At 67.0% G+C, this 23,679-nt stretch carries 19 protein-coding genes; 9 read left to right on the forward strand and 10 right to left on the reverse strand.

What is annotated here, in order from left to right:
• Positions 1–50: 50 nt before the first annotated feature.
• Together XarbCFBP7408_RS07975 and XarbCFBP7408_RS07980 are read left to right on the forward strand one after the other, a co-directional pair.
• Positions 51–272 (forward strand): AbrB/MazE/SpoVT family DNA-binding domain-containing protein, encoded by a 222-nt coding sequence (locus tag XarbCFBP7408_RS07975; RefSeq protein ID WP_104562502.1) that lies wholly within the window; start codon positions 51–53, stop codon positions 270–272.
• A gap of 8 nt (positions 273–280) precedes the next feature.
• Complete coding sequence (locus tag XarbCFBP7408_RS07980; protein WP_029818875.1) at positions 281–706, forward strand: type II toxin-antitoxin system death-on-curing family toxin; 426 nt, start codon at positions 281–283, stop codon at positions 704–706.
• A gap of 106 nt (positions 707–812) precedes the next feature.
• Here XarbCFBP7408_RS07980 and XarbCFBP7408_RS07985 read toward each other — a convergent pair whose 3' ends face one another.
• From XarbCFBP7408_RS07985 to XarbCFBP7408_RS08000, 4 genes are all read right to left on the reverse strand, one after another.
• Complete coding sequence (locus XarbCFBP7408_RS07985) at positions 813–1,316, reverse strand: DUF6496 domain-containing protein (RefSeq protein WP_104562503.1); 504 nt, start codon at positions 1,314–1,316, stop codon at positions 813–815.
• Positions 1,317–1,484: 168 nt separating this feature from the next.
• Positions 1,485–1,826, reverse strand: a complete 342-nt coding sequence (locus tag XarbCFBP7408_RS07990; protein WP_104562504.1) for a cupin domain-containing protein — start codon at positions 1,824–1,826, stop codon at positions 1,485–1,487.
• A 62-nt stretch (positions 1,827–1,888) separates the two neighbouring features.
• A complete protein-coding gene (locus tag XarbCFBP7408_RS07995) occupies positions 1,889–2,482 on the reverse strand; it encodes a GIY-YIG nuclease family protein (protein ID WP_104562505.1) in 594 nt (197 codons plus the stop codon).
• Positions 2,479–3,816 (reverse strand): DUF763 domain-containing protein, encoded by a 1,338-nt coding sequence (locus XarbCFBP7408_RS08000; protein WP_104562506.1) that lies wholly within the window; start codon positions 3,814–3,816, stop codon positions 2,479–2,481. The genes XarbCFBP7408_RS07995 and XarbCFBP7408_RS08000 overlap by 4 nt, the downstream gene beginning before the upstream one ends.
• Positions 3,817–4,116: 300 nt before the next feature.
• Between XarbCFBP7408_RS08000 and XarbCFBP7408_RS08005 the strand changes: the two genes are divergently transcribed.
• The 3 genes from XarbCFBP7408_RS08005 to XarbCFBP7408_RS08015 are packed head-to-tail and all read left to right on the forward strand — an operon-like array spanning position 4,117 to position 8,050.
• Entirely contained in the window at positions 4,117–4,695 is a 579-nt protein-coding gene (locus tag XarbCFBP7408_RS08005) for a (2Fe-2S)-binding protein (RefSeq protein ID WP_104562507.1), read from the forward strand.
• Complete coding sequence (locus tag XarbCFBP7408_RS08010; RefSeq protein WP_181106789.1) at positions 4,668–5,756, forward strand: FAD binding domain-containing protein; 1,089 nt, start codon at positions 4,668–4,670, stop codon at positions 5,754–5,756. Before XarbCFBP7408_RS08005 ends, XarbCFBP7408_RS08010 begins: the two co-directional genes overlap by 28 nt.
• Positions 5,753–8,050 carry a xanthine dehydrogenase family protein molybdopterin-binding subunit gene (locus XarbCFBP7408_RS08015; RefSeq protein ID WP_104562508.1) on the forward strand — a complete coding sequence of 766 codons (2,298 nt, stop codon included), beginning with the start codon at positions 5,753–5,755 and terminating at the stop codon, positions 8,048–8,050. Before XarbCFBP7408_RS08010 ends, XarbCFBP7408_RS08015 begins: the two co-directional genes overlap by 4 nt.
• Before the next feature lie 123 nt (positions 8,051–8,173).
• Here the strand turns inward: XarbCFBP7408_RS08015 and XarbCFBP7408_RS08020 are convergent, their stop codons facing one another.
• Positions 8,174–8,674 (reverse strand): DUF421 domain-containing protein, encoded by a 501-nt coding sequence (locus XarbCFBP7408_RS08020; protein WP_104562509.1) that lies wholly within the window; start codon positions 8,672–8,674, stop codon positions 8,174–8,176.
• A gap of 173 nt (positions 8,675–8,847) precedes the next feature.
• Here XarbCFBP7408_RS08020 and XarbCFBP7408_RS08025 point away from each other — a divergent pair, with 173 nt between their 5' ends.
• Entirely contained in the window at positions 8,848–11,130 is a 2,283-nt protein-coding gene (locus XarbCFBP7408_RS08025; protein WP_104562594.1) for a glycoside hydrolase family 3 N-terminal domain-containing protein, read from the forward strand.
• Between the two features lie 479 nt (positions 11,131–11,609).
• On the opposite strand, the gene XarbCFBP7408_RS08035 is transcribed toward XarbCFBP7408_RS08025, so the two are convergent.
• Both XarbCFBP7408_RS08035 and XarbCFBP7408_RS08040 read right to left on the reverse strand, forming a co-directional pair.
• Positions 11,610–14,156, reverse strand: a complete 2,547-nt coding sequence (locus XarbCFBP7408_RS08035) for an excinuclease ABC subunit UvrA (protein ID WP_104562511.1) — start codon at positions 14,154–14,156, stop codon at positions 11,610–11,612.
• 439 nt (positions 14,157–14,595) lie between these two features.
• Positions 14,596–15,234 (reverse strand): HD domain-containing protein, encoded by a 639-nt coding sequence (locus XarbCFBP7408_RS08040; RefSeq protein WP_104562512.1) that lies wholly within the window; start codon positions 15,232–15,234, stop codon positions 14,596–14,598.
• 148 nt (positions 15,235–15,382) lie between these two features.
• Between XarbCFBP7408_RS08040 and XarbCFBP7408_RS08045 the strand changes: the two genes are divergently transcribed.
• Positions 15,383–16,129 (forward strand): EAL domain-containing protein, encoded by a 747-nt coding sequence (locus XarbCFBP7408_RS08045; protein ID WP_104562513.1) that lies wholly within the window; start codon positions 15,383–15,385, stop codon positions 16,127–16,129.
• Between the two features lie 119 nt (positions 16,130–16,248).
• On the opposite strand, the gene XarbCFBP7408_RS08050 is transcribed toward XarbCFBP7408_RS08045, so the two are convergent.
• Both XarbCFBP7408_RS08050 and XarbCFBP7408_RS08055 read right to left on the reverse strand, forming a co-directional pair.
• Positions 16,249–17,937: an FAD-dependent oxidoreductase gene (locus tag XarbCFBP7408_RS08050; protein WP_104562514.1), complete on the reverse strand. Its 1,689-nt coding sequence runs from the start codon at positions 17,935–17,937 to the stop codon at positions 16,249–16,251.
• Between the two features lie 395 nt (positions 17,938–18,332).
• Positions 18,333–18,962, reverse strand: coding sequence for an alpha-ketoglutarate-dependent dioxygenase AlkB (locus XarbCFBP7408_RS08055; protein WP_104562515.1), 630 nt, complete (start codon positions 18,960–18,962; stop codon positions 18,333–18,335).
• Positions 18,963–19,272: 310 nt separating this feature from the next.
• Between XarbCFBP7408_RS08055 and XarbCFBP7408_RS08060 the strand changes: the two genes are divergently transcribed.
• Positions 19,273–21,627 (forward strand): GH92 family glycosyl hydrolase, encoded by a 2,355-nt coding sequence (locus tag XarbCFBP7408_RS08060; RefSeq protein ID WP_104562516.1) that lies wholly within the window; start codon positions 19,273–19,275, stop codon positions 21,625–21,627.
• 1 nt (position 21,628) lies between these two features.
• On the opposite strand, the gene XarbCFBP7408_RS08065 is transcribed toward XarbCFBP7408_RS08060, so the two are convergent.
• Positions 21,629–22,336, reverse strand: a complete 708-nt coding sequence (locus XarbCFBP7408_RS08065; RefSeq protein ID WP_104562517.1) for a DUF429 domain-containing protein — start codon at positions 22,334–22,336, stop codon at positions 21,629–21,631.
• Positions 22,337–22,520: 184 nt separating this feature from the next.
• On the opposite strand from XarbCFBP7408_RS08065, the gene XarbCFBP7408_RS08070 reads away from it, so the two are divergent.
• Positions 22,521–23,423, forward strand: coding sequence for an SDR family oxidoreductase (locus tag XarbCFBP7408_RS08070; protein WP_104562518.1), 903 nt, complete (start codon positions 22,521–22,523; stop codon positions 23,421–23,423).
• The last annotated feature ends 256 nt before the right edge of the window (positions 23,424–23,679 follow it).

The following is a 23,679-nucleotide window of genomic DNA, read 5'->3' on the forward strand; positions in this document are numbered from 1 at the left end:
GACAGGCTGACGATAAAGTTATAACTTACGTAATAACGCGAGATACCCTCATGAAACTCAAGATCACCGCCATCGGCAATTCCGCCGGCGTCATCCTGCCCAAGGAGTTACTGGCTCGTCTGCGGCTTGGAAAGGGCGACGACCTCTATGCACTGGAAACGCCCGATGGCATCAAGCTGACCGCCTTCGACCCGACGTTGGCGGCGCAGATGGATGTGGCCGAGCAGGTGATGCGCGAGGATCGCCAAGTGCTGAACAAGCTGGCCAAGTGAACACGCGCATGCTGGTCTGGATCACGCACGCACTTGCATTGGCGATCCACGAACGTCAATTGAGCGAGCACGGCGGCGCAAGCGGAGTGCGCGACGAGGCACTCTTGGCCTCGGCACTGGCACGCCCGCAGCAACTGTTTTCCTACGGCGATCCTCCACCAGATCTTGTAGAGCTGACGGCCAGTCTGGCCTACGGGCTCGCGCGCAATCATCCGTTCGTAGATGGCAACAAACGGACTGCCCATGTGTGCTACCGGGTTTTTTTGCTACTCAACGGCGCCGAACTCATCGCTTCGCAGGAAGAGAAATACGTTGCCATGATGGGCCTGGCCGATGGCGCGTGGAGCGAAGCGACGTTTGCGCAATGGCTGCGACCTCGCGTGCGTTTGCGCGCGGACACGCATGTGCACGAACCGCAGGGCCACTACGGCTGAAAACAGGCCTGTGGCACGAGACGCGCTTGTCTGGCATTTGCATGCGCAGTCTTGGATCCACGCCGCAATCAGTCAGCGCTGACGTCGCTGCATGGCACAGACGCTCTTACTCGGCACGCTTCCGTGTCGCCGCCGCTTTCTTCGCGGCCGCCTTGCGCACTGCCGGGCCCTTGGTCTCTGCCGCTTTCTTCGCTGCTGTGGAGCGATCACTGGCCGTGCGTTTTTTTGCGGCGTCCGTGGTCTGCCTGGACAAGGCATGCTTGCCTACCGTCTTCTTGGCGGTAGTGCCCTTGCTGGCGGTCTTCAGGGCTTTTTTGGCGCCTGCCGAGCGTGTGGGCGACACCGGTTTTTTGGAAGTCGCCGCTGCAGTGTCCTGCGCGGCTTTTTTCTTGGTGGCCTTGGACGCGGAACTGGGAGGCGCAACATCCACGCCATCGCGGCGCGCCTTGGACAACCCGATCGCAATGGCCTGCTTGGTGCTTTTCACGCCGTGCGCGCCTTCGCGCACCTGGTCGATTTCTTCTTTCACGTATTCTCCGGCCTGGGTACTGGCCGACTTTCCTTCGCGCTTGTCCTTGGCGGCAGCGCGGCGCGTCTTGGTCTGTGGCATGGCACTTCTCAGGCGGCGGATGGCAGCCCGATGTAACAAGCCGTGCGTCAATGCACGGTGGACGCGACGCTCACCTGGCGTTGAAGCGTAGGTGACGCCTCGCCAACGCAGACGCTTGCGCAGCGGCTGACCGCATCAACTCCATGCGCAACTGCCCAGCGATCACCCCTACGCCTCACCGGCCGGTAACGGTTCGCCTTGCGCATCGTAGGCGGGCGGGTGATAGAAATTGACGGTCTTCAACGGTGTCTGCCCGGTGTTGCGGATCTCGTGCGTTTCACCGCGCTCGATGGCAACCAGGCTACCACCCTGCAGCGCATGCGTCTGCCCCTCGACGACCGCCACACCGGTACCGTCCACTACGAACAGCCATTGATCGGCACCACGGTGGCGATTGTCGGGCCCGCCTTCGCCCTGGCCCGGCGCAATCACCATTTCGGCGGCCTGCACCTGGCGCACCGAAAACAGCACCTTGAACGCGTCGGTCAATGTCAGTTGTGCAATCTGCATATGGCACTCCTCGAGAGTGAGGCGATGCTGGGCCGGCGCACGTCAACGCGTTGGCAAAGTCATTACGCGTGACGGCAGTACCAGACCCAGATGTGCTCGGGCAGATGCGCCTGCACGGGTAAATCCAATGCGCGGCAGCCATCGAGTACATCGCGCAGCGCGCGTTGCGCCGGCGTGGGACCGGTCAGGCCATCCAGCTCGTCCGCGCTCAACTGCACTGCGGTCCAGTCGTAGAGCCGATCGATGCGCTGCGCCATCGCCGCCTGCAGCCAATCGCGCAGCACGAACACGCGATACCCTTGCTGCTGCAACCCGGCCACGGCATGTTCCAACGCCTCGCCCACGCCGCGAAACCATTCGGTATGCCCACCGGCCACTGCGCGGATCGTCATCGGTGCCGGTGCGTTGTGCGCAAGCAGCGGACGCCGCAGTTGCAGCTCAAGATCGCGTGCATCGCGCTCGCGCTCGGCTTCCACCAGCAACCCGCGTTCCAGATCGAAAAACTCGAACCAGCGCGAATGCAGGCTGCCGATACGCCCCACCGGATCCCGCGAAAAACCGATCTTGCAATGGTCTTCCCATTGGCAGGGGAACACGTAGGTGAAGCAACGCCCGTCGATGGCGACTGGTGCGCTGCTACGTTCGCGCACGCTCATCGCCGACCTGCACGCGCCTGGGTTGCCTGCGCTGCGTGCGCGTGCGCCTGCTCCGGTGCCTGTTCCCACCCGAATACGCTACGCCCGCCGTAGCGATGCGAATCGCGACGTTCCTGCGCGATGTAGTCTTCCACCGTCGGCCCGCGTGCAGCGCCTTCCAGGCGACGTGCCTGTGCATCCAGCCGTGCGATCGCCTGCAAGCGTTCGCCGTTGCCCAGTTTGGCCTGCTGCATCGCCTGCTTGAGCACGCCGATGGTGTGGTCGAGCACGCGCGTCGGCACCGGGAACGGTTGCCGGTCCTTGCCGCCATGCGCAAGCGAAAAGCGCGCCGGGTCGCTGAAACGGCAGGGCGTGCCGTGCACCACTTCGGCCACCATCGCCAGCGAGCGCAAGGTGCGCGCGCCCACGCCCGGCACCTGCAGCAATGCGGTGAAATCGCGCGGCCCCGCTTCGGCGGCTGCGGCCAGGCTGGCATGCAGCCGGCGGACGATCACGTTCTCGCTGCGCACGTCATGATGGTCGGGCATGCACAGATGCGGTTGCTGCGCCGGATCCCAGGCGTGCCCGGCGAACAGATCGCCGGTGACCGGAGCTTGCGCAGCAGCGGCCGCTGCGGGCGCTTCCACACCGGCAATGCGTTGCCAATGGCGTGCCAGCTGATCCGGCGCCGTGCCATGCAGCAGCTCCACCTGCGCATCGCGCGAAGCCGCCGCGCGGTGGTCGGCAAGATTGACGATGTTGCCTTGATGCGCACCATCGATGGCGGCATGCGGCGCATCCACAAAACTGCTCAATCCTTCGGAGAGCCAGTGATACCGGCGCGCCTGCTTGCGCTGCCCGTGCATGCCTTGTTGCACCACCACCCAGCGGCCGTCGTCGCTGACGATGAAGCCGTGCAGATACAGATCGAAGCCGTCCTGCACTGCGGCGCTGTCCACCTTGGCGACCAACCGGCTGGCCTGCGCCAATGCGGCGCCATCGAGCCCGACCGCATCGCCCACTGCCAGCAATTCAGCAGGCGTGGCACGCGAATGCCGGCCGCGCCCGCCACACACATGGATGCCCAGCTCGCCAGACAACGGCGTCAACCCACGCTTGAGTGCGCCAATCACGCTGGTGGTGATGCCGGACGAATGCCAGTCCATGCCCATCACCGCGCCGAACGACTGGAACCAGAACGGGTGCGCAAGCCGCCGCAACAATTCATCGCGTCCATAGGTGTGCACGATCGCCTCGCACATCACCGTGCCAAGCCGCGTCATGCGCTCACCCAACCAATGCGGAACGCGTCCACCATGCAAGGGAAGATCTGCGCTACCGCCGCGCCGGCTCATTGCTGCCACCTCGTCGTCATGCCGCAAGGATAACGGCGGTGCGTCGCAGCAGCTGGGATAAAGACGCGCCAACCCATGCGCAACCTGACGAATTCAGCCCAGCAACGACTGCTTGCAAGCCACACGTAATGCATGCACACACAGCAACGCATGCAAGCGCGAGCGCGCAGTGATCGCAACGCCGCTGCTGAATGCGGTAGCCAAGCGTCGTCTCGGCATGCATCGCACACGTGGTCACTCCGCCTTGACCCTAGCGCCGTCAAGGTGGTGGCCCTCCTCAGCCATCGCCACGGGGTTCGCATGACTGCCTCACCCGCCACTGCGCATGACACGGCGCCGGCAACTGCCGCCACCAGTGCGCCGACCTACCCGGTCAACCTGCGCATCAACGGTCAGCCTTATCAACTGCAAATCGAAGCCTGGGTCAGCCTGCTCGATCTACTGCGCGACCGGCTCGACCTCACCGGCACCAAGAAAGGCTGCGACCACGGCCAATGCGGCGCCTGCACGGTGCTGGTCGATGGGCGCCGCATCAACAGCTGCCTGACGCTTGTGGTCATGCAGGACGGTGCGGAGATCACCACCGTCGAAGGCCTGGCCGAGGGCGAACAGCTGCATCCGCTACAGCGCGCGTTCATCGACAACGATGCCTTCCAGTGCGGCTATTGCACGCCCGGGCAGTTATGTTCGGCAGTGGGCCTGATCAATGAAGGCAAGGCGCACGATCGCGACCAGGTGCGCGAGTTGATGAGCGGCAATCTGTGTCGCTGCGGTGCCTACCCGCAGATCACCGATGCGGTGATGCAGGTCATGGGCAAGCCCAGCGACAGCAGCGAGAGCGCCGCCACACCGTGGACGCCCGGGACGGTGCCGGGATGATCCCGCTCACCTATACGCGCGCCGACAGCGTCGATGCGGCGCTGACGGCCCTGTCGGTGCGCGGCAGCGACCCGCACCCGGTGCCCGCCGACGCCCCGGTGCGCCTGATCGCCGGCGGCACCAATCTCACCGACTTGATGAAGCTGCAGGTGATGCGGCCAGGCAGCCTGGTCGATATCAATCGCCTGCCGCTGGACGGCATCAGTGCGCTCCCCGAAGGCGGCCTGCGCCTGGGCGCGCTCGCTCGCAACGCCGACACCGCCTATCACCCGGACGTGGAGACGCGTTACCCCTTGCTGAGCGCGGCGATCCTGGCCGGCGCCTCGCCGCAGATCCGCAACATGGCCAGCAATGGCGGCAACCTGCTGCAGCGCACCCGCTGCCTGTATTTCTACGACCATGCCACCCCCTGCAACAAGCGTGCGCCCGGGACCGGCTGCTCGGCGATCGGCGGGCTCACCACCTATAACGCCATCCTCGGCGCCAGCGCGCAGTGCATTGCCACGCACCCGTCGGACATGTGCGTCGCACTGGCTGCGCTGGACGCGGTGGTGCACGTGCAAGGCCCCAACGGCGCGCGCGACATCCCGTTCGCGCAGTTCCACCGCCTGCCTGGCGAGCACCCGGAGCTGGACAGCACCCTGGCCCCGGACGAGCTGATCGTGCATATCGACCTGCCCGATGCACAGCGCTTCGTTGCGCACAGCGCCTACCTGAAGATCCGCGAGCGCCTGTCGTATGCGTTCGCGCTGGTGTCGGTGGCGGCCGCGCTGGACCTGGCCGAGGACGGCAGCATCCGCGAGGTGCGCGTGGCCCTGGGCGGCGTGGCGCACAAGCCCTGGCGCAATGCCGAGGCAGAAGCACGCTTGGTTGGCCAACCGGCCAACGCCGACACCTTCGGCCGCCTGGCCGATGCGCTGCTGCAGGGTGCGCAACCGCAAGGCGAAAACGCCTTCAAGCTGCCGCTGGCACGCCGCGCCATCGTGCGTGCATTGAGCGTTGCGCGCGAGGGCACCATCGACAACCGCGGGCGCACCAGCGCGCTGGAGGAAGCGCCATGAACGCACGCAGCACCGACGTACCCAACAACGACCTGAGTCCGCCGGTTGCCGACAGCGGCACCGGCTATCGCCCCACCGGCACCGGCGTCACCCGCATCGACGGGCGTGCCAAGGTCACCGGCCAGGCACGTTATGCCGCCGAATGGCCGGTCGCGGATCTGGCCTATGGCGTGGTGGTCAACAGCAGCATCGCCAAGGGCGAGATCGTCGCCTTCCATCTTGATGCCGCGCGTGCGGTGCCGGGCGTGCTGGAGATCGTCACCCATGAAAACCGCCCGCATATGCGCGGCATGGACGTGTTCTACAAGGACATGACCGCGCCGGCCGGCTCGCCGTTCCGGCCCCTGTACGACAACAAGATCCTGTACAGCGGCCAGCCAATCGCCCTGGTGGTGGCCGACACTTTTGAAGCGGCGCGGCACGCGGCCCACCTGGTGGAAGTGGAACTGCTGCAGGACCCGCACGATACCAACCTGATGACCAACCTGGACCGTGCGCACAAGCCCAAGGCCATGAAGGCCGGTTTCTCGCCGCCGCCCAAGGACAAGGGCGAGCCGGACACCGCCTTTGCCAATGCCGCTGCCCAGGTGCAGGCCGACTATTACAGCGGCGTGGAGCACCACAATCCGATGGAGCTGTTCGCCTCCACGGTGATCCGCGACGCCGATGGCCACTTCACCATCTACGACAAGACCCAGGGCTCGCAGAACAGCCGCTGGTATGTCTCGCATGTGTTCGGCCTGAGCAAGCGCAAGGTCACCGTGCGCAATCCGTACGTGGGCGGCGCCTTCGGCTCCGGGCTGCGCCCGCAGTATCAGTTGCCGTTGGCGGTGATGGCCTCGATCCTGCTGGAACGCTCGGTGCGCGTGGTGCTGACGCGGCAACAGATGTTCACCTTCGGCCATCGCCCGGAGACATTGCAGCGGCTCAAGCTCGGCGCCGACCGCGATGGCCGCTTGCGCGCGATCTGGCACGAGGCCATTGCCGAGACCTCGCGCATCGAGGATTACGTCGAAGTGGTGGTCAACTGGAGCGGGCAGCTGTATGCCTGCGACAACGTGCATCTGGGCTACAACCTGGTAAGTCTGGATCAATTCAGCCCGATGGACATGCGCGCACCCGGTGCCGCACATGGCGTGCATGCGCTGGAAGTGGCGATGGACGAGCTGTCCTACGAGCTGGACATGGATCCGCTGGCGCTGCGCCTGAAGAACTATGCCGAGGTCAACCCGGCCGACGACAAGCCCTACTCCACCAAGGCGCTGCGCGCGTGCTACCAGCAAGGTGCCGACCGCTTTGGCTGGGCGCAGCGCCCGTTGCAGCCGCGCGCACGCAAGGAAGGCAATGAGTGGGTCGGCTGGGGCATGGCCACCGGGCAATGGGATGCGATGCAGATGTTTGCGCGCGCGCATGCGGTGCTGCACGCCGACGGCCGGCTGGTGGTGAGCAGCGCAGCCAGCGATATCGGCACCGGCACCTATACGGTGATGGCGATGATCGCGGCCGAAGCACTGGGCCTGCCGCTGGAACAGGTCACCTTCCAGCTCGGCGATTCGACCCTGCCGGTCGCACCGATCGAAGGCGGCTCCTCGCATGTGGCCACGGTGGGCTCGGCGGTGGATGGCGCCTGCGCGAAGCTGCGCGCGCGGCTGCTGCGCCTGGCCCAGGCGTTGCCGAATTCGCGCTTTGGCAAGGCCAGGCTGGACGAGGTGGTGTTTGCCGATGGCACGCTGGCCTTGCGCGCCGATGCCGGCACCACCATTGCGCTGACCGAGCTGTTGCGCGCCGCTCAGCTGGAACGGATCGAGGACAAGTTCCTGCTGCTGCCCAATGTGCTCAAGCAACGCAAGTACACCCGCGCCACCCACGGTGCGGTGTTCGTGGAAGTGCGGGTGGACGAAGAACTGGGGACGGTCCGCGTCACCCGCGTGGTCAGCGCGGTTGCCGCCGGGCGCATCCTCAACCCGATCACCGCGCGCAGCCAGATCGTCGGCGGCGTGGTCTGGGGCATCGGCCAGGCGCTGCACGAACACACCCAGTCCGATCATCGCTTCGGCCGCTTCATGAATCACGATTTTGCGATGTATCACGTCTCGGCCAACGCCGACATCCACGACATCGATGTGATCTTCGCCGACGAGGACGACCGCATCGTCAGCAGCCTGGGCGCGAAAGGCGTGGGCGAAATCGGCCTGGTCGGCGTTTCGGCGGCGATCTGCAATGCGATCTTCCATGCCACCGGCAAGCGCATCCGCAGCACCCCGATGACGCCGGACAAGGTGATGGCGGACTGAGGCCTGCACCTGGCAGGTCACGACGGCAAGGCGTGTTCCGGGTGACGGCGCACTCCCATCGTCCGGCACGCTGCCATCGCGTTGCGATGGCAGCGGTTTCCCTGCACGCCAGCCGTCGTCGGCCTAGCGCTTTTTCAGGATACTGATCTCACCGGAGGTCTCCAGGATCGCCATGTCGATATCGGCATCGTCGCGGCAATCGGCCTTGCGTTTTGCCACCTCGAAATCGGCGTAGCTGACATTGTGGCGGACCAGTTCCTTCCAGTAGATCTGCCCGCCACGCGCCAGCAGCGCCGGGGTGCCCTGCACCCAGGTATCGATCCGCCGGCTGCGCGCGGTGACCATGCCCACCAGCCAGTTCAACACCAGCAAGGTGGCCGCCAGGATCATGCCGCCCAGCAGCGAGACGTCCTTGCCGATCAACGAGTTCTGCACCGCGGTTCCCAGCAGCACGATGAGCAGCACGTCGAACGGCGTGGACTGGCCCAGCGCGCGCTTGCCGGTCATGCGCGTCAGCAGCAGGACCACGGTATAGACCGCTACCGCACGCAGCACGAACTCCCACCACGGCATGCCAAGGTGCATCATGTCGTAGAAGCGCACACGGGTTTCCACGTCCAGCATCGTGTGTCCTGACCGCCGTTGATCGATGGCGCACGCTAGTGCGGAAACGGTGAAGGCATTGTGCTGCTGCACTCGTTGCCGAGACCGCCCGCCCGACACCCATCGTGCAGCGCATCACGGCTTTTCGCTGGCGATCCGTTAGCGTCTGGCCTGGACAGACGGGGATGGCGGGCATGCGGAAAGGGATCACGCGTCGTGGGTTGCTGCTGGGCACCGCTTCGGCAGCAGTGTTGGCACAGGTGCCGGTGGGGGTTGCGCTGCCGCGCCGTGCGGCCGCGGCGCCGGCCTTTATCGATGCCTTGATCGCGCGCATGAGCGTGGAAGAAAAAGCCGGCCAGCTGACGCTGTCCGGTTCGGCGCAGCAGACCGATGCGGCCGCGGCGGCCAATCCGGTCAATACCGTGCCCACCGCCGAGGGCCAGCTTGCCGCCGCGCGTGCCGGGCGGGTGGGCGGCATCTTCAATGGCTCCAATGTGCTGTGGCATCAGCAACTGCAGCAGGCCGCGCTGCAGAGCCGCCTGAAGATTCCGCTGCTGTTTGCCGCCGATGTGATCCACGGGTTCACCACGGTGTTTCCGGTGCCGCTGGCCGAGGCCGCCAGCTTCGAGCCGGCGCTGGCGCAACGCACCGCACGTGCGGCCGCACTGGAGGCCAGTGCGGTCGGCATCGACTGGACCTTCGCGCCGATGGTGGATATCGCGCGCGATGCGCGCTGGGGGCGCGGCGTGGAAGGCAGCGGCGAAGACGTGCTGCTCGGCCGGCGCTTTGCGCAGGCCCGCGTGCGCGGCTTCCAGGGCGAGGGCCTGGATCATGCCGACGCACTTGCGGCCTGCCCCAAGCATTTCGCGGCCTACGGAGCCGCCGAGGCAGGGCTGGACTACAACACCGTCGACATCTCCGAGCGCAGCCTGCGCGAGGTCTATTTCCCGCCGTTCCAGGCTGCCTTCGATGCCGGCGCAGTGACCACGATGGTGGCCTTCAACGAGATCGCCGGCATCCCTGCCACCGCCAATCGCTGGTTGCTGGGCGAGGTATTGCGCGGCCAGTGGGACTACCGCGGCCTGGTGGTGTCCGACTACACCGGTGATCTGGAATTGATCGGGCACGGGTTTGCCAGCGATGCGCGCGAGGCGACCAGGCTGGCGTTCCTGGCCGGTGTGGACATCAGCATGCAGAGCGGGCTGTACCTGCAGCATCTGCCGGTGCTGGTGGCCGCCGGCGACGTGACGCTGGCGCAACTGGATGCCTCGGTGCGGCGCGTGCTGCAGTTCAAGGCCGAGCTTGGATTGTTCGACGATCCATTCCTGCGCATCGTGCCGGCACGCGCGCAGGCGCGGCAGCGGCGCCCGGAAACATTGGCGCTGGCACGCGAGGCGGCGCGCAAATCCATCGTGCTGCTCAAGAACGATGGCGAGTTGCTGCCACTGAAGACGCAGGGGCAACGCATCGCGCTGATCGGGCCGATGGCACGCAACTGGACCGACAGCGCCGGCCCATGGACGCTGTTCGGCGGCGACGACAGCGGAAACGACCTGGCCACCGCAGTGCGCGCGCGGCTGGGCAACCCCGGCAGCCTGCAGGTGGTGGAAGGCTGCGACTTCGAACACGGCCTGCCCGGCGGCGCGCAGGCGGCCGTCACCGCAGCGGCGTCCGCGGATGTGGCGGTGCTGGCGATCGGCGAACCGATGCGCTACTCCGGCGAAGCGCAGTCGCGCAGCGAGATCGTCATTCCCGTCGTGCAGCAAGCGCTGCTGGCCGCAGTGGCAGCCACCGGCACGCCGGTGGTGGTGGTGCTCAGCAACGGCCGTGCGCTGGTGATCGATGGCCCGGTGCTCAAGGCGCCGGCGATCCTGGTCGGCTGGTTCCTGGGCTCGGCATCGGGCGCCGCGCTGGCGGATATTTTGTTCGGCGCGCACGGTCCGTCCGGGCGCCTGCCGGTGAGTTTTCCGCATACCGCCGGGCAGGTGCCCTATAGCTATGCGCACAAGCCCAGCGGCCGTGCCGACCCGCGCCCGGATGCCTTGCAGCCGTTCAAGACCCGCTACCGCACCGCGCCCAATGCCGCGTTGTTTCCGTTCGGGCATGGCCTGACCTATGGCCGCATCCAATACGGCGAGCTGCGCTTGAGCGATGCACGCATGGCGGCGACCGGCAGCCTGCGCATCAGCGCGCGCATCCACAACCGCGGCACGCGCGATGCCGAGGAAGTGGCGCAGCTCTACATCCGCGACCGCAGCGCCAGCATCACCCGCCCGGTGCGCGAGCTGAAGGACTTCCGCAAGCTGGCCGTGCCGGCGGGCGGCAGCGCGGTGGTGGAGTTCGTGCTGCGCCGTGAGGACCTGTTGTTTATCGGCCAGGCATTGAAGCCGACGGTAGAGCCTGGCGTATTCGATCTCTGGGTGGCGCCCTCTGCAGAGGCCGAGGGCGTGTCTACGAGTTTTGAATTGATGGGCTGAGCGCCAGCCGCAATCGGCATGGCTCAGCTCAGGGGACGGATGCGGGGCGTGTCTCGCTCACGCAGACGGCATCGCGCCCAGGTTGGCTCGGGAACACATCCCCATTGCGCTCACGCTCTCGGTCGTCTTGAGAGGGGACTGGGTCTTGAGAGATTGGACGGTGCGTCTGCCTCGGTTTACAGCGGACGATCTGCGGGTCTGCTGCAGGGCCCTTGCCCGCCCACCATCGCGGGACACGCCGCAAGTACGTCCCTGTAGGCGCTTACGCGACGGTGGGCGGGCAAGGACCCGTCGAGTTGGTCGGTATGCATGGTTAGGAGCGGTGATGCCGTACCCTGCGATGCGATGAGACGCGGTGCGGTCTGATCGGCGTTCTTCGATGCGAGCAACCCGTTGCCATGCCGACATCGATTCACTCGTCACCGAAGGCGCGTCTGGCCAACATGCCGACGCCATCGCTACAACCTTCGAAAGCTTTGTCAGCCGATCGTATTTCGGCGCAACACCTGCGCCAGGAACGGCGCAGTGCGGCTGCCACGCTGACGCGCAACTGCCTCCGGCGCGCCCGCCGCCACGACAGTACCACCCGCACCGCCCGCGCCCGGGCCCATGTCCAGCACCCAGTCGCTGCTGGCGGCCACGCGCATGTCGTGTTCGACCACGATCACCGTATTGCCCGCCTCCACCAGGCCTTGCAGCTGACGCATCAGGGTATCCACGTCGGCCGGATGCAGGCCGGTGGTCGGCTCGTCCAGTACGTACACGGTGTCGCACCGCTGCGCACGTTGCAGCTCGGTGGCCAGCTTGATGCGCTGCGCCTCGCCGCCGGACAGCTCTGTGGCCGGCTGGCCGAGCCGCAGATAGCCCAGCCCCACTTCGCGCAATACCTGCAACGGGCGCAACACGCTGGCGTCGTCGGCAAAAAAGCCGGCCGCCTGGTCCACGGTCATCGCCAGCACCTGCGCGATGTTGTGACCACGCAGCGCGATCTCCAGGGTCTTGGCGTTGTAGCGCGCGCCGTGGCAGCTGGGGCATGGCGCGTACACGCTGGGCATGAACAGCAATTCCACATGCACCGAGCCCTCGCCCTCGCAGGTGGCGCAGCGGCCCTTGGCGACATTGAACGAAAACTGCCCCGGGTCGTAACGGCGGCGGCGCGCGGCCGGTGTGGCGGCGAACAACTTGCGCACCGGATCGAACAGGCCGATGTAGGTGGCCAAGTTCGAACGTGGCGTGCGGCCGATCGGTTTCTGGTCCACCCGTACCAGGCGACGCACCTGGTCGAGCCCGCCGACGATCGCCCCCCCCAGCGGCACCTGCGTGCCGCGCTCCAGCGGGTCCACCGCTTGGTCCTCCTCTGCCTGGGTTTGTCCAAGATGGGCGGCCAGCAGTTCCACCAATGCCTGGCTCACCAGCGACGACTTGCCCGAGCCGGACACACCGGTCACGGTGGTGAACACACCCAGCGGCAGGTCCACATCCAGCTCGCGCACATTGTTGCGGGTGATGCCGCGCAGCTGCAGCCAACCGGTGGCCGCACGCGCATGGCTGTGCACCTGCGGCGGGGTGCCGAACAGGTAACGGCGCGTGGACGAGGCCTCCACCTGCTCCAGCCCCGCGGGCGGGCCGCTGTACAGCACCTGCCCACCGTGCACGCCGGCAGCCGGGCCGACGTCGACGATCCAGTCGGCGTGGCGGATCACATCCACCTCATGTTCGACCACGAATACCGAATTGCCGGCGGCCTTGAGCTGATCCAGCGCGCCCAGCAAGGCCTGCGCATCGGCCGGGTGCAGGCCCGCCGATGGCTCGTCCATCACATACACCACGCCGAACAACTGCGAACGGATCTGCGTGGCCAGCCGTAGCCGTTGCAGCTCGCCCGGCGACAGCGTCGGCGTGCTGCGCTCCAGGCTGAGATAACCCAGGCCCAGCGCCTGCACCACCTCGATCCGCGCGCGCAGGTCGGCGGCGATGCGTTGCGCGGCGATCGCCTGCTCGGGATGCGTATCGGCCTGCCTGCGCCTGTCGTTGCGCTTGCCACCGGCACCTTCCGCAGCCGGGCGCAACAGGTCGGCCACCTCGTCCAGCGGCCGCCGCGACAGCTCGCCGATGTCCAGGCCGGCGAAGGTCACCGACAGCGCCTCGCGCCGCAGCCGCTTGCCCTCGCACTGCGGGCACTGCGTGCTGATCAGGTACTGCGCTACGCGCTTTTTCATCTGCGCGCTCTGCGTGGTGGCAAAGGTGTGCAGCACGTAGCGCCGCGCGCTGGTGAAGGTGCCCATGTAGCTGGGCTCCTCCTTGCGGCGCAGCGCGCGCCTGGCCTCGTCCAGGCTGTAGCCGGCGTACACCGGCACCACCGGTTGCTCGTCGGTGTAGAGGATCCAGTCGCGGGTCTTCTTCGGCAGCGTGTGCCACGGCAGATCGACGTCATGGCCCAGCGTGGTGAGGATGTCGCGCTGGTTCTGGCCATGCCAGGCACCGGGCCAGGCGGCAACCGCGCGATCGCGGATGCTCAGCGTGGGGTCCAGCACCATGGTCGCCTCGGTCGCATCGTAGATGCGCCCCAGGCCATGGCAGGTGGGGCAGGCACCGGCCGGAGTATTGGGCGAAAAGCCGTCGGCATAGATGATGGCCTGCCCCGGCGGGTAGCTGCCCGCACGCGAATACAGCATGCGCAGGGAATTGGAGATGGTGGTGACGCTGCCCACCGACGAGCGCGCACTCGGCGCGCCGCGCGCCTGCTGCAAGGCCACCGCCGGCGGCAGGCCTTCGATGGAATCCACTTCCGGCACGCCGACCTGGTCGATCAGGCGCCGCGCATACGGCGAGATCGAATCCAGGTAACGCCGCTGCGCTTCGGCAAACACGGTACCGAACGCCAGCGACGACTTGCCCGAGCCGGACACCCCGGTGAACACCACCAGCGCATCGCGCGGGATGTCCACGTCCACGTTCTTGAGGTTGTGCTCGCGCGCACCGCGCACGCGCACCAGGCCGGAGGAAGACGACGCTGCGCTGGACATGGGTGACACACCGACATTCGACAATGCGCCAGCCTACCGCGTGCCGCATACAGCCGGTGTCAGTGGTGACGGCGAGCCCTGCGGCGCTCCACTCAAGCAACTCGCTGATCGCTCTGGAATGCATCGGTCGAAGGCGCGGCGCCCTCACCGCTCGCGGGCTATGCCGTACACCCGTTCGTGGGGGCCAGGTGGCGACATCCATGCCCCCACACGGTCCCGCAAGCGGCGAGGACACCGCACAAGACAGTTGCCGGCTGCTTTGTTGAAAACCATGCGCGCCGGCCAACTCAACTGGTCCCTGTCCGCACACCGTCGCGGGACCTTACGCGGCATGGATGCCGCGTAAGAGCCTACATGGACGTACTTGCGGCGTGTCCCGCGACGGTGGGCGGGCAAGGGCCCTGCAGCCAACTCACAAACCAGCCGCTCTACAACCCGATCACCCCAGCGCGTGCGCCGGCACCGGCTGCGCGCCGGCCTCCGCCAGCGCCTGCATGCGCGCCACCACGCCACTGAACAGCCGTGCAGTCGCCGCGCCGCGCGTGCGAAAGATCTCCTCCAGCTCGCCGTAGTACCACAGCGTACCGGCGCGCCCGGCGGTGAATACCTTGAAGATGTCCTGGCCCACGTCCGGGTTTTCCAGATCCTGCACGATGCTGCGCGCGTTATAGAGCTTGTCGCAGCCGGATACCAGCAAGGCGCGCTCGGGCGTGTTGCGCAGGTGCTCCAGATAGGCCAGCTTGCGCTCGCGCCAGTCGCGTTTGCGCGCGCTGGCGGTGTTGTCCACCTCGGCCTTGTCTTCGGCGGTGGCGTCGGTGCACGCCATCACGATGTCGGCCACCGCATCGCCGAACTGCGCGCGGATCGAGGCCTCGTGACCGCCGCCGCAGTCTTCCACCACATCGTGCAGCAGCCCGGCGATGGCCTGCTCTTCGTCGCCGCCGCATTCCAGCACCAGCGTGGACACGCCCAGCAAATGGCTCAGATACGGAATCTGCGTACCCTTGCGCACCTGCCCGGCATGGGCGATGCGCGCGTAGTCCACGGCCAGGGCGTAACGTTCGGTGAGAGCGGTCATGGGGCGTCCGATGCGGGGTATGGCGCATTATCGCCGAGCCCGGTGGCGCCCCAGGTGAGGATGGCGCGAGGAGGCGTGTGCAGACTCAATGACGCGCTGTTGCGGCCGATACCGCTAGGCTACCTCCACGCCGCACGATTGCTCAGCCATGCCCACGCTCCCCGTTTGCAACGCCTGCCGCGACGGCCAGGACTTTCCCACCGCGATCACCATGGCGTTCCAGCCGATCGTGGACGTGTCCACCCGCAGCATCTACGCCGGCGAGGCGCTGGTGCGCGGGCTCAACGGCGAATCGGCCGGGAGCATCCTGGCCGCCGTGGATGAGCGCAACCGCTACGCCTTCGACCAGGCCTGCCGCATCAAGGCGATCGAATGCGCCGCGCAGATCGCGCTGCCGGCCCTGTTGTCGATCAACTTCATGCCCAACGCGGTCTACAACCCCGAACACTGCCTGCGCGCCACGCTCTCGGCCACCGCGCAGTACGGCTGGCCGCTGGACGCCATCATCTTCGAGGTCAGCGAACAGGAACACCTGGCCGAGCCGGCGCACCTGCTCGACATCATGCGCACCTATCAGGCGCGCGGCCTGAGGACCGCCATCGACGACTTCGGCGCCGGCTATTCCGGCCTCGGCCTGCTGGCCGACTTCCAGCCGGACCTGCTCAAGCTGGACATCGCCCTGGTGCGCGGCATCGACGCCGACCGCAGCCGCCAGGCCATCGTCCGCCACACCACCCGCATGTGCGAAGAACTCGGTATCGCCGTCATCGCCGAAGGCATCGAACACCCCGAGGAATACCGCACCCTGCGCGACATCGGCATCCACCTGCAGCAAGGCTATCTGTTCGCCCGCCCGACGATCGGCCAGCTGCCGCAGGTGCACTGGCCGGAGTGAGCGGGCGCTTGCGTATGCGCGAAGCAAGCGAACCGCCGCCCCCTCAGCACCCGAAGAACTCGAACAGCACGCAAGCCGCTTTCCCGAATCCCTATTCACGAATCCCGAATCCCGATTCCCTATTCCCCAGCAAGCTCGGACGCCGGCACCGGGTTGGCCAGATGTGCCAGGTATTGATGGATCTGCGCGACCACCGCCGCGCCCTCGCCCACCGCCGCAGCCACGCGCTTGACCGAGCCGGCCCGCACATCGCCGATGGCGAACACGCCGGGGCGATTGGTTTCCAGCGGCAGACAGGCCGGTACGCCATCGCCGCGCGCGTTGCCGGTGACGACGAACCCGCGCTTGTCCATCTCCACGCATTCCTGCAACCAACCGGTGTTGGGGTCGGCGCCGACGAACAGGAACAGATGCCGCAACTCCACCCGCGCGGTCTGCCCGTCGGCGCGCGTGCGCAGCATCGCCGCCTGCAACCCGCGCTCCGGATCGCCTTCCAGCGCGGACACCTCGGTGCCGGTGTGCAGCTGCACATTCGGCAGCGCGGCAATACGGTCGATCAGATATTGCGACATCGACGATTCCAGCCCTTCGCCGCGAATGATCAGGTGCAGCTCCTTCACCCGCGGCGCCAGGAACGCCACCGCCTGGCCGGCGGAATTGCCACCGCCCACCAGCGCCACCACGCCGCCCTCGCACAGCCGCGCTTCCACCGGCGAGGCCCAGTACGACACGCCATGGCCTTCGAAACGCTCCAGCCCGTCGATCTCCGGGCGCCGGTAGCGCGCCCCCGAAGCGACCACCACGGTGCTGGCCAGCAGCTGCTTGCCGTCGGCCAGATCCAGCTTCAGCGCACCATCGTCGCGCCCGCATTCCAGCGTGCCGGCCTCGATCGGAATCGCCAGCTCGGCACCGAATTTCAGCGCCTGATTGTAGGCGCGCCCGGCCAGCGCCTGGCCGGAAATGCCGGTGGGAAAGCCCAGATAGTTTTCGATGCGTGCCGAGGCGCCGGCCTGGCCGCCGATGGCGCGCTGGTCCAGCACCAGCACCGACAGGCCTTCGGAGGCCGCATACACCGCCGTGGCCAGACCGGCCGGGCCGGCGCCGACGATGGCCACGTCATAGCGCTTGTGCGGGTCGATGTCCGGCGTCATGCCCAGGCAATGCGCCGCCTCGGCATCGCTGGGCTGGCGCAGCACCCGCCCGCTCGGGCACACCATCACCGGCAGTTCCTGCCCCTGGATGCCGAAGCGCTGCACCAATGCGCGGCCTTCCTCGTCGGAGGCATCGATCACCGTGTTCGGGTAACCGTTGCGGGTCAGGAAGCCCTGCAGCCGGGTCAGATGCGGATCGTCCGGCTCGCCGATCAACACCGAGCCCGAGGCATCGCCTTCGATCAGGCCGACGCGGCGCAGGATCAACGCGCGCATCACCACCTCGCCCACCTCCGCCGAGCTGATCATCAGCGCGCGCAGATGCGCGGTGTCGAACGGCAGCGCCAGGCAGCCCTGCGGCCCGGCACGCCCTCCGGCCAGCGATGCGCGCCCGGCCAACTGACTGACCTCGCCGGTGAACTGCCCGGGCGTATGCGAGGTGACCGGCTTTTCGTTGCCCAGCCCGTCGCGCCGTACCACTTCGATGGCGCCTTCCAGCACCACCCACACCGGCGCGTGCGCATCGCCCACCTCGAAGACGATCTCGCCCGCATCGAAACGCTGCGCCGGCCCGCTGGCAAACCGCCGCGTGATCGCCAATTGGCCCGGGTCCAGCTCGGGAAACATCTGATGGTGGCGGGTATCGGCCAGGGACATGGAGTGGCGACGCTGAGGGGGGAGTACATGCAAGCATGGCCAGCCGTGAGGGTGATGGCAATCATCCGAACGGGCCATGCCGGGCGCGACAGGGCGCGCATGCATAAGCAGCACGCTCGGGCAAACCAGTGCGGTGTTTGCGCAGGCACCGCGCGTCAGGCGGGTGACGGTGGTACCGCACGCTCAGCACGGTGAGCGACACAATCAGTCGCAACCGTGGGCGCAGCAGGTGGCCGACCTAGCTGCTGCGCTGGCGGCCAAGCGAACACGGCCCTGGACCCGCACAGCGTACGCAGCACTCGAACGCTTCGGTTGCTCCGGTTGCTGCTGTTACTCCCGTTGCTCGGTTGCTCCGCAGCACGCCGACAAGCGTGCGCCATGTTGTGTCAGCCACGCTACGGTTGTGCCGGCTCCCAGTGCGGCCCGTGCCAGCCGGCGGCCATGCGCTCGGCCGGGCGCACGCGAAACACCACGCTGATGCGCTCGCCCACCGCACGTGCGGTCTTGGCGATGCCGTGCTCGTGGCTCAGTTGCGAGGCATGGCTCATCGCCAGCAGGCTGCCGGGCGCCAGCTCCACACCGATCGCACGCGTATTGCCGTCCTTTGCGCGCAGCTGCATCCGCCGCGTCCCGCCCAGCGACACCAATGCAATCGGATACGGCGCCAGCAGCGTCTGCAGCTTGTCGTGATGCATCGCCACGCTGTCGCGGCCATCGCGATACAGATTCAGGCCCACCGCGTTGTACGGCGCAGGCAGCACGCCCTGCACCGCATCGAGCAGCGCCTGCAACGGCAGCCCGGGCGGCAGCGGTGCATCCAGCCGATACGAGGCCAGCAGGCGCGGCACCTCCACCACACGGTCGTACATCTCGCGGCGCTGGCTGCGCCAGTCGGTCGCCTGGCGCAACGCGGCAAAGCACTGCTGCGCCACGGCAGGCGCCAGCAGCTGCGGCCAGTAGCGCACGCCGCCCTGCGTATCGTGCAGCAGCTGCACGGGCGCGGTGGGAGTATCGAACAGATCCATCCGGGTGATATGCGGACGGTTCGCGCGATTTCAGCAGCCCGGCGTTGCGATTGCCCGCAGCCGAAGCCCCGCATTCGCACGCTCTCTCGCAGCTGCTGGCATTGCGCTCGTTCCGTGCAGAAAGGCGACCGCTCTGCGCACCCGCTGTCTCCTGCGCGCAACGCCGGCAACCTCTCATGGACAAGCGAACGCATCACCGCCGCCCGCCGCGCACGGGTTAGCAAGCTCAACGATGCAGGCATGGACGTCATGCGATCAGGCCCGACAGCTGTGCTACGGTCCGGCGCTGCATCCGCCTGGAACCGTTCGCATGCAGCATCGCTCAATCGCCTTCTCTCCCCTGCGTTGGCTGGCGCTGCTTGCCGCCTGCGTCAGCTTTGCCGGCAACGCGGCGCCACGTGGGGACGACGCGGGTTTCAGCGCGGTCGACCCGTTGATCGGCACCGGTGGCGAAGGCCACACCTATCCCGGCGCCACGTTGCCGTTTGGCATGGTGCAGCTGAGCCCGGACACGCAGATCAAGCCGCGCAAGGAGGCCTATGGCTGGGCCGCCGGTTACCGGCATGGCGACAGCACGATTGTCGGTTTCTCGCACACGCACTTTTCCGGCTCCGGGCATTCGGACCTGGGCGATGTGCTGCTGATGCCGCAGACCGGACAGGTCAGACTCGAACGCGGCGACGCCGCCACGCCGGGTAGCGGCTACACCGCGCAGTTCGACCATGCCAGCGAGCAGGCGCAACCCGGCTATTACGCGGTGACCTTGAAAGACCGCAACATCCGCGCAGAACTCACCGCCAGTGCGCGGGTGGGCGTGCATCGCTACACCTTCCCCAAGGGCACGCCGGCGCATGTGCTGGTGGACCTGCGCACCAGCCTGTACGACTACCCCGGCAAGGTGCAGTGGTCGCGGCTGCGCGTACGCGGCGATGGCACCGTGACCGGCTTTCGCGAAACCCGCGGCTGGGCACCCGGCCGCCAGCTGTACTTCGCCATGCGCTTCTCCCGCCCGCTCACCGCCACCCAATTGCACGACACCGAGCAGGACGTCCCGTACAAGGGCTTTCCGCCGCCGGGCGAGAAGAACCCCGCGCAGCGCGCACAGATCGAAGGCCGGCAGCTGGTCGGCGTGTTCGACGTTGCCAACGATGGCACGCCGCTGGTGGTCAAGCTTGCGCTGTCGCCGGTCAGCGAGGCCGGCGCCATCGCCAATCTGGATGCCGAGGTGCCCGATTTCGATTTCGACCGCGTGCGCGCCGATGCGCGCGCGCAGTGGACACAGGCACTGTCGGCGATCGATGCGCAAGGCACGCCGCAACAGCGCACCCAGCTCTACACCGCGCTGTATCACACCCTGCTCGGCCCCACCCTGTTCATGGACAGCGATGGCCAGTACCGCGGGCCGGACAACGCCGTGCATCAGGCGCATGGCTGGACCAACTACTCCACCTTCTCGCTCTGGGATACCTACCGCGCCCTGCATCCAATGCTGACCCTGGTGCAGCCGCCGCAACGCAGCAGCGACATGGTCAACTCGCTGCTCGCCTCGCGCCGCGAGAGCGCCTACGGCATCCTGCCCGTCTGGGCGTTCCACGGCCTGGAAACCTGGTGCATGATCGGCTACCACGCCGTGCCGGTCATCGCCGATGCCTACATGAAAGGCATCGGCGGCTTCGATGCCGACGAAGCGCTCGATGCCATGGTCGCCAGCGCCAACTACGGCCCCTACGACGGCATCGCGCAGTACCGCGAGCTGGGCTACGTGCCCATCGACGAAGAAGGCGAAGCCGCGTCCAAGACGCTGGAATACGCCTTCGACGACTGGACCATCGCGCGCATGGCCGACAAGCTCGGCAAGCCCGCCATCGCCGCGGAGTTCAGCAAGCGCGCTAGCAACTGGAAGCACGCCTTCGATCCCGCTACAGGCTACATGCGTGCACGCACGCGTGCCGGCAACTTCCGCGAACCATTCGATCCATCCACTAGCGGCTACGGCAGCGACTACACCGAAGGCAATGCCTGGCAATACTCCTGGTATGTGCCGCAGGATGTCGCCGGGCTTGCCGCCGCACATGGCGGCGACGACAAGCTGCTGGCGCGCCTGGATGCGGTGTTCGATGCCAAGGTCGACCCCAAGGTGTTCGCGCATATGGAAGACATCACCGGCCTGATCGGCTGGTACGCGCACGGCAACGAACCCAGCCACCATGTCGCCTATCTGTACGCCTACGCCGGCCAGCCCTGGCGCACCCAGGCGCGGCTGACCCAGATCATGGACACCCAGTATCACGCCGGCCCCGAAGGCCTGGCCGGCAACGACGATCTCGGCCAGATGTCGGCCTGGTACGTGTTCACCACGCTGGGCTTCTATCCGGTGGCACCGGGCAGCAACCAGTACATCATCGGCCGCCCGTTCCTGCCGCGCGCCACGCTCAGGCTGCCCAATGGCAAGCGCTTCAGCGTGATCGCCGATGGCCTGAGCAAGGCGCGCAGCTACGTCGGCAGCGCCACCCTCAACGGCCAGCCGCTGACCCGCGCCTACCTCACGCACGAAGAAATTCAGGCCGGCGGCGAACTGCGCTTCCGCATGCAGGCCACGCCGAACACGCAATGGGCCACCGATCCGGCGCAGCGGCCGTATTCGATGTCGACGCAGACGCGCTGAGTCAGTAGTGGATGCCCATGCGTAGCCCGCAGGCATCACGCTCCACCACCGCCGGCAGGCTGCCGGCGGTACCTGCGGCAATGCGCTGCGCGCTCCAGCAGGCCACCAGGGCATCGAGCACATCGTCCGGCTTGGCCAGCGCACGCGGCACGCGCTCCAGCAACGCGGCCACCTGCCTGGCGCCATAGCACTGGCCCAGCAAGGCGGCGCGCTGTTGGTGGCCCGCACTGCTCTTCTTGCCCGCCGCCAGGCCGTGCCCGCCGGCGAGCACGGCGAACGACACCTCCGGGTGCACCTCGAACACGCGCTCCGCCCACGCCGGATCGGCGCGCAAGGCATCGTCCCAGGCGCGAATCTTCGACAGCAGCGCAAACGACTGCACCCCAAAGCCACGCTGCCCGTCGTGGTCCAGCACCCGATGCAACGCAGACGCTTCTACCTGCGTGGGTGCATGCAGCATGCCGCGCAAGGGCGCGGCAAAGATGCTGGATGCGCGGCGCCCACCCACAAAGCGCCGCGCCTGCACATCCGCAGCGCGTGGCGCGTGCTCGCTCAGACCGATCGGAATGTCCACGCCCAGCACAGCGACGTCGCTCAATGCGCTCGCCACCGCGGCCACCGTAGTGTAGCCGGCAAACTGCAATCCATCGCCGGCCTGCCACACCGCCAGCCAGCCGCTGCCGGCGCCATCGATCCCTACACACTGCATTGCGGTCCTCCCGGTCGTGGCCTGCGTGCACGGCGCAGCAGCACCGCACGCGCGCCATCTGCGTGGCGCGTTCACATCATGCACAACATTCGTTCACCCGCACGCATCGCCGTGGTTTCCAGACTGCACTGCATCGGCCGCAGCACGCTGCGGCCCTGCCATCCCCCACTGCAGGAGCCAGCGCATGTCCAGCACCAAGAACCAGTATGAAATGCAGAACCCGCTCACCCAGTTTCCGCAGCCCAGGTTCCCCGAGCAGACCCAGGAAGCGCCGGGCACCATCCATGCATTGCAGCCCAAGGCCGACCACGGCGAGCAGAGCTACCAGGGCTTCGGCCGCCTGAAGGGCCGCAAGGCGCTGATCACCGGCGCCGACTCGGGCATCGGCCGCGCCACTGCGATCGCCTATTCGCGCGAAGGCGCGGACATCGTGCTCAATTATCTGCCGGAAGAAGAACAGGACGCTGCGGAGGTGGTGAAGTTGATCGAGGCCGAAGGCCGCAAGGCGATCAGCATCCCCGGTGATCTCAAGGATGAGGCTTTCTGCAACCAGTTGGTCGCACGCGCGGTCAAGGAGCTTGGCGGGCTGGATCTGCTGGTCAATATCGCCGGCAAGCAGACCGCGGTGAAAGACATCGCCGACATCACCACCGAGCAGTTCGACGCCACCTACAAGACCAACGTGTACGCGATGTTCTGGCTGTGCAAGGCGGCCATCCCGCACCTGCCGCCGGGCGCATCCATCATCAACACCGGCTCGATCCAGTCCTACCAGCCCTCGCCGACGCTGCTGGACTACGCGTCCACCAAGGCGGCCATCGTCAACTTCACCAAGGGCCTGGCCCAGCAGGTCGCCGAGAAGGGCATCCGCGTCAACGCGGTCGCCCCCGGCCCGGTGTGGACCCCGCTGCAACCCAGCGGTGGCCAGCCGCCGGAAAAGATTCCCGACTTCGGCTCGGAAACCCCGCTCAAGCGTGCCGGCCAGCCGGTGGAGATGGCGCCGCTGTATGTGATCCTGGCTTCGCAAGAGTCCAGCTACGTCACTGGCGAAGTATTCGGTGCCACCGGCGGCTTGCTGCTGTCCTGAGTTAGCTTAAAGCGCGCTTCCAACGTCACGCCACCAGAACCCTGCCGATCGCTGCACGCGCAGCGGTCCGCAGGGTGTTGCTCGGTGGCGTTTTTGGTATTGGCGGCAGTCTCGAATGCTGATGCATCAGCAAGACCGAACCGCAAGGTAGTTCGACCAGCTACGCAGAGACGGCTTCGATCATGCGAAGCTTCCCTTCTCCCACCGGGAGAAGGTGCCCGAAGGGCGGATGAGGGTACGCAATCTCTACCAAAGC

The organism is Xanthomonas arboricola pv. guizotiae (assembly GCF_002940205.1).
In the GTDB taxonomy this organism is placed as follows: Bacteria; Pseudomonadota; Gammaproteobacteria; order Xanthomonadales; family Xanthomonadaceae; genus Xanthomonas; species Xanthomonas arboricola_C.

Coding starts and splice junctions, on each gene's coding strand:
- XarbCFBP7408_RS07975 (WP_104562502.1), top strand. CDS start 51: ATGAAACTCAAGATCACCGCCATCGGCAATTCCGCCGGCGTCATCCTG.
- XarbCFBP7408_RS07980 (WP_029818875.1), top strand. CDS start 281: ATGCTGGTCTGGATCACGCACGCACTTGCATTGGCGATCCACGAACGT.
- XarbCFBP7408_RS07985 (WP_104562503.1), bottom strand. CDS start 1,316: ATGCCACAGACCAAGACGCGCCGCGCTGCCGCCAAGGACAAGCGCGAA.
- XarbCFBP7408_RS07990 (WP_104562504.1), bottom strand. CDS start 1,826: ATGCAGATTGCACAACTGACATTGACCGACGCGTTCAAGGTGCTGTTT.
- XarbCFBP7408_RS07995 (WP_104562505.1), bottom strand. CDS start 2,482: ATGAGCGTGCGCGAACGTAGCAGCGCACCAGTCGCCATCGACGGGCGT.
- XarbCFBP7408_RS08000 (WP_104562506.1), bottom strand. CDS start 3,816: ATGAGCCGGCGCGGCGGTAGCGCAGATCTTCCCTTGCATGGTGGACGC.
- XarbCFBP7408_RS08005 (WP_104562507.1), top strand. CDS start 4,117: ATGACTGCCTCACCCGCCACTGCGCATGACACGGCGCCGGCAACTGCC.
- XarbCFBP7408_RS08015 (WP_104562508.1), top strand. CDS start 5,753: ATGAACGCACGCAGCACCGACGTACCCAACAACGACCTGAGTCCGCCG.
- XarbCFBP7408_RS08020 (WP_104562509.1), bottom strand. CDS start 8,674: ATGCTGGACGTGGAAACCCGTGTGCGCTTCTACGACATGATGCACCTT.
- XarbCFBP7408_RS08025 (WP_104562594.1), top strand. CDS start 8,848: ATGCGGAAAGGGATCACGCGTCGTGGGTTGCTGCTGGGCACCGCTTCG.
- XarbCFBP7408_RS08035 (WP_104562511.1), bottom strand. CDS start 14,156: ATGTCCAGCGCAGCGTCGTCTTCCTCCGGCCTGGTGCGCGTGCGCGGT.
- XarbCFBP7408_RS08040 (WP_104562512.1), bottom strand. CDS start 15,234: ATGACCGCTCTCACCGAACGTTACGCCCTGGCCGTGGACTACGCGCGC.
- XarbCFBP7408_RS08045 (WP_104562513.1), top strand. CDS start 15,383: ATGCCCACGCTCCCCGTTTGCAACGCCTGCCGCGACGGCCAGGACTTT.
- XarbCFBP7408_RS08050 (WP_104562514.1), bottom strand. CDS start 17,937: ATGTCCCTGGCCGATACCCGCCACCATCAGATGTTTCCCGAGCTGGAC.
- XarbCFBP7408_RS08055 (WP_104562515.1), bottom strand. CDS start 18,962: ATGGATCTGTTCGATACTCCCACCGCGCCCGTGCAGCTGCTGCACGAT.
- XarbCFBP7408_RS08060 (WP_104562516.1), top strand. CDS start 19,273: ATGCAGCATCGCTCAATCGCCTTCTCTCCCCTGCGTTGGCTGGCGCTG.
- XarbCFBP7408_RS08065 (WP_104562517.1), bottom strand. CDS start 22,336: ATGCAGTGTGTAGGGATCGATGGCGCCGGCAGCGGCTGGCTGGCGGTG.
- XarbCFBP7408_RS08070 (WP_104562518.1), top strand. CDS start 22,521: ATGTCCAGCACCAAGAACCAGTATGAAATGCAGAACCCGCTCACCCAG.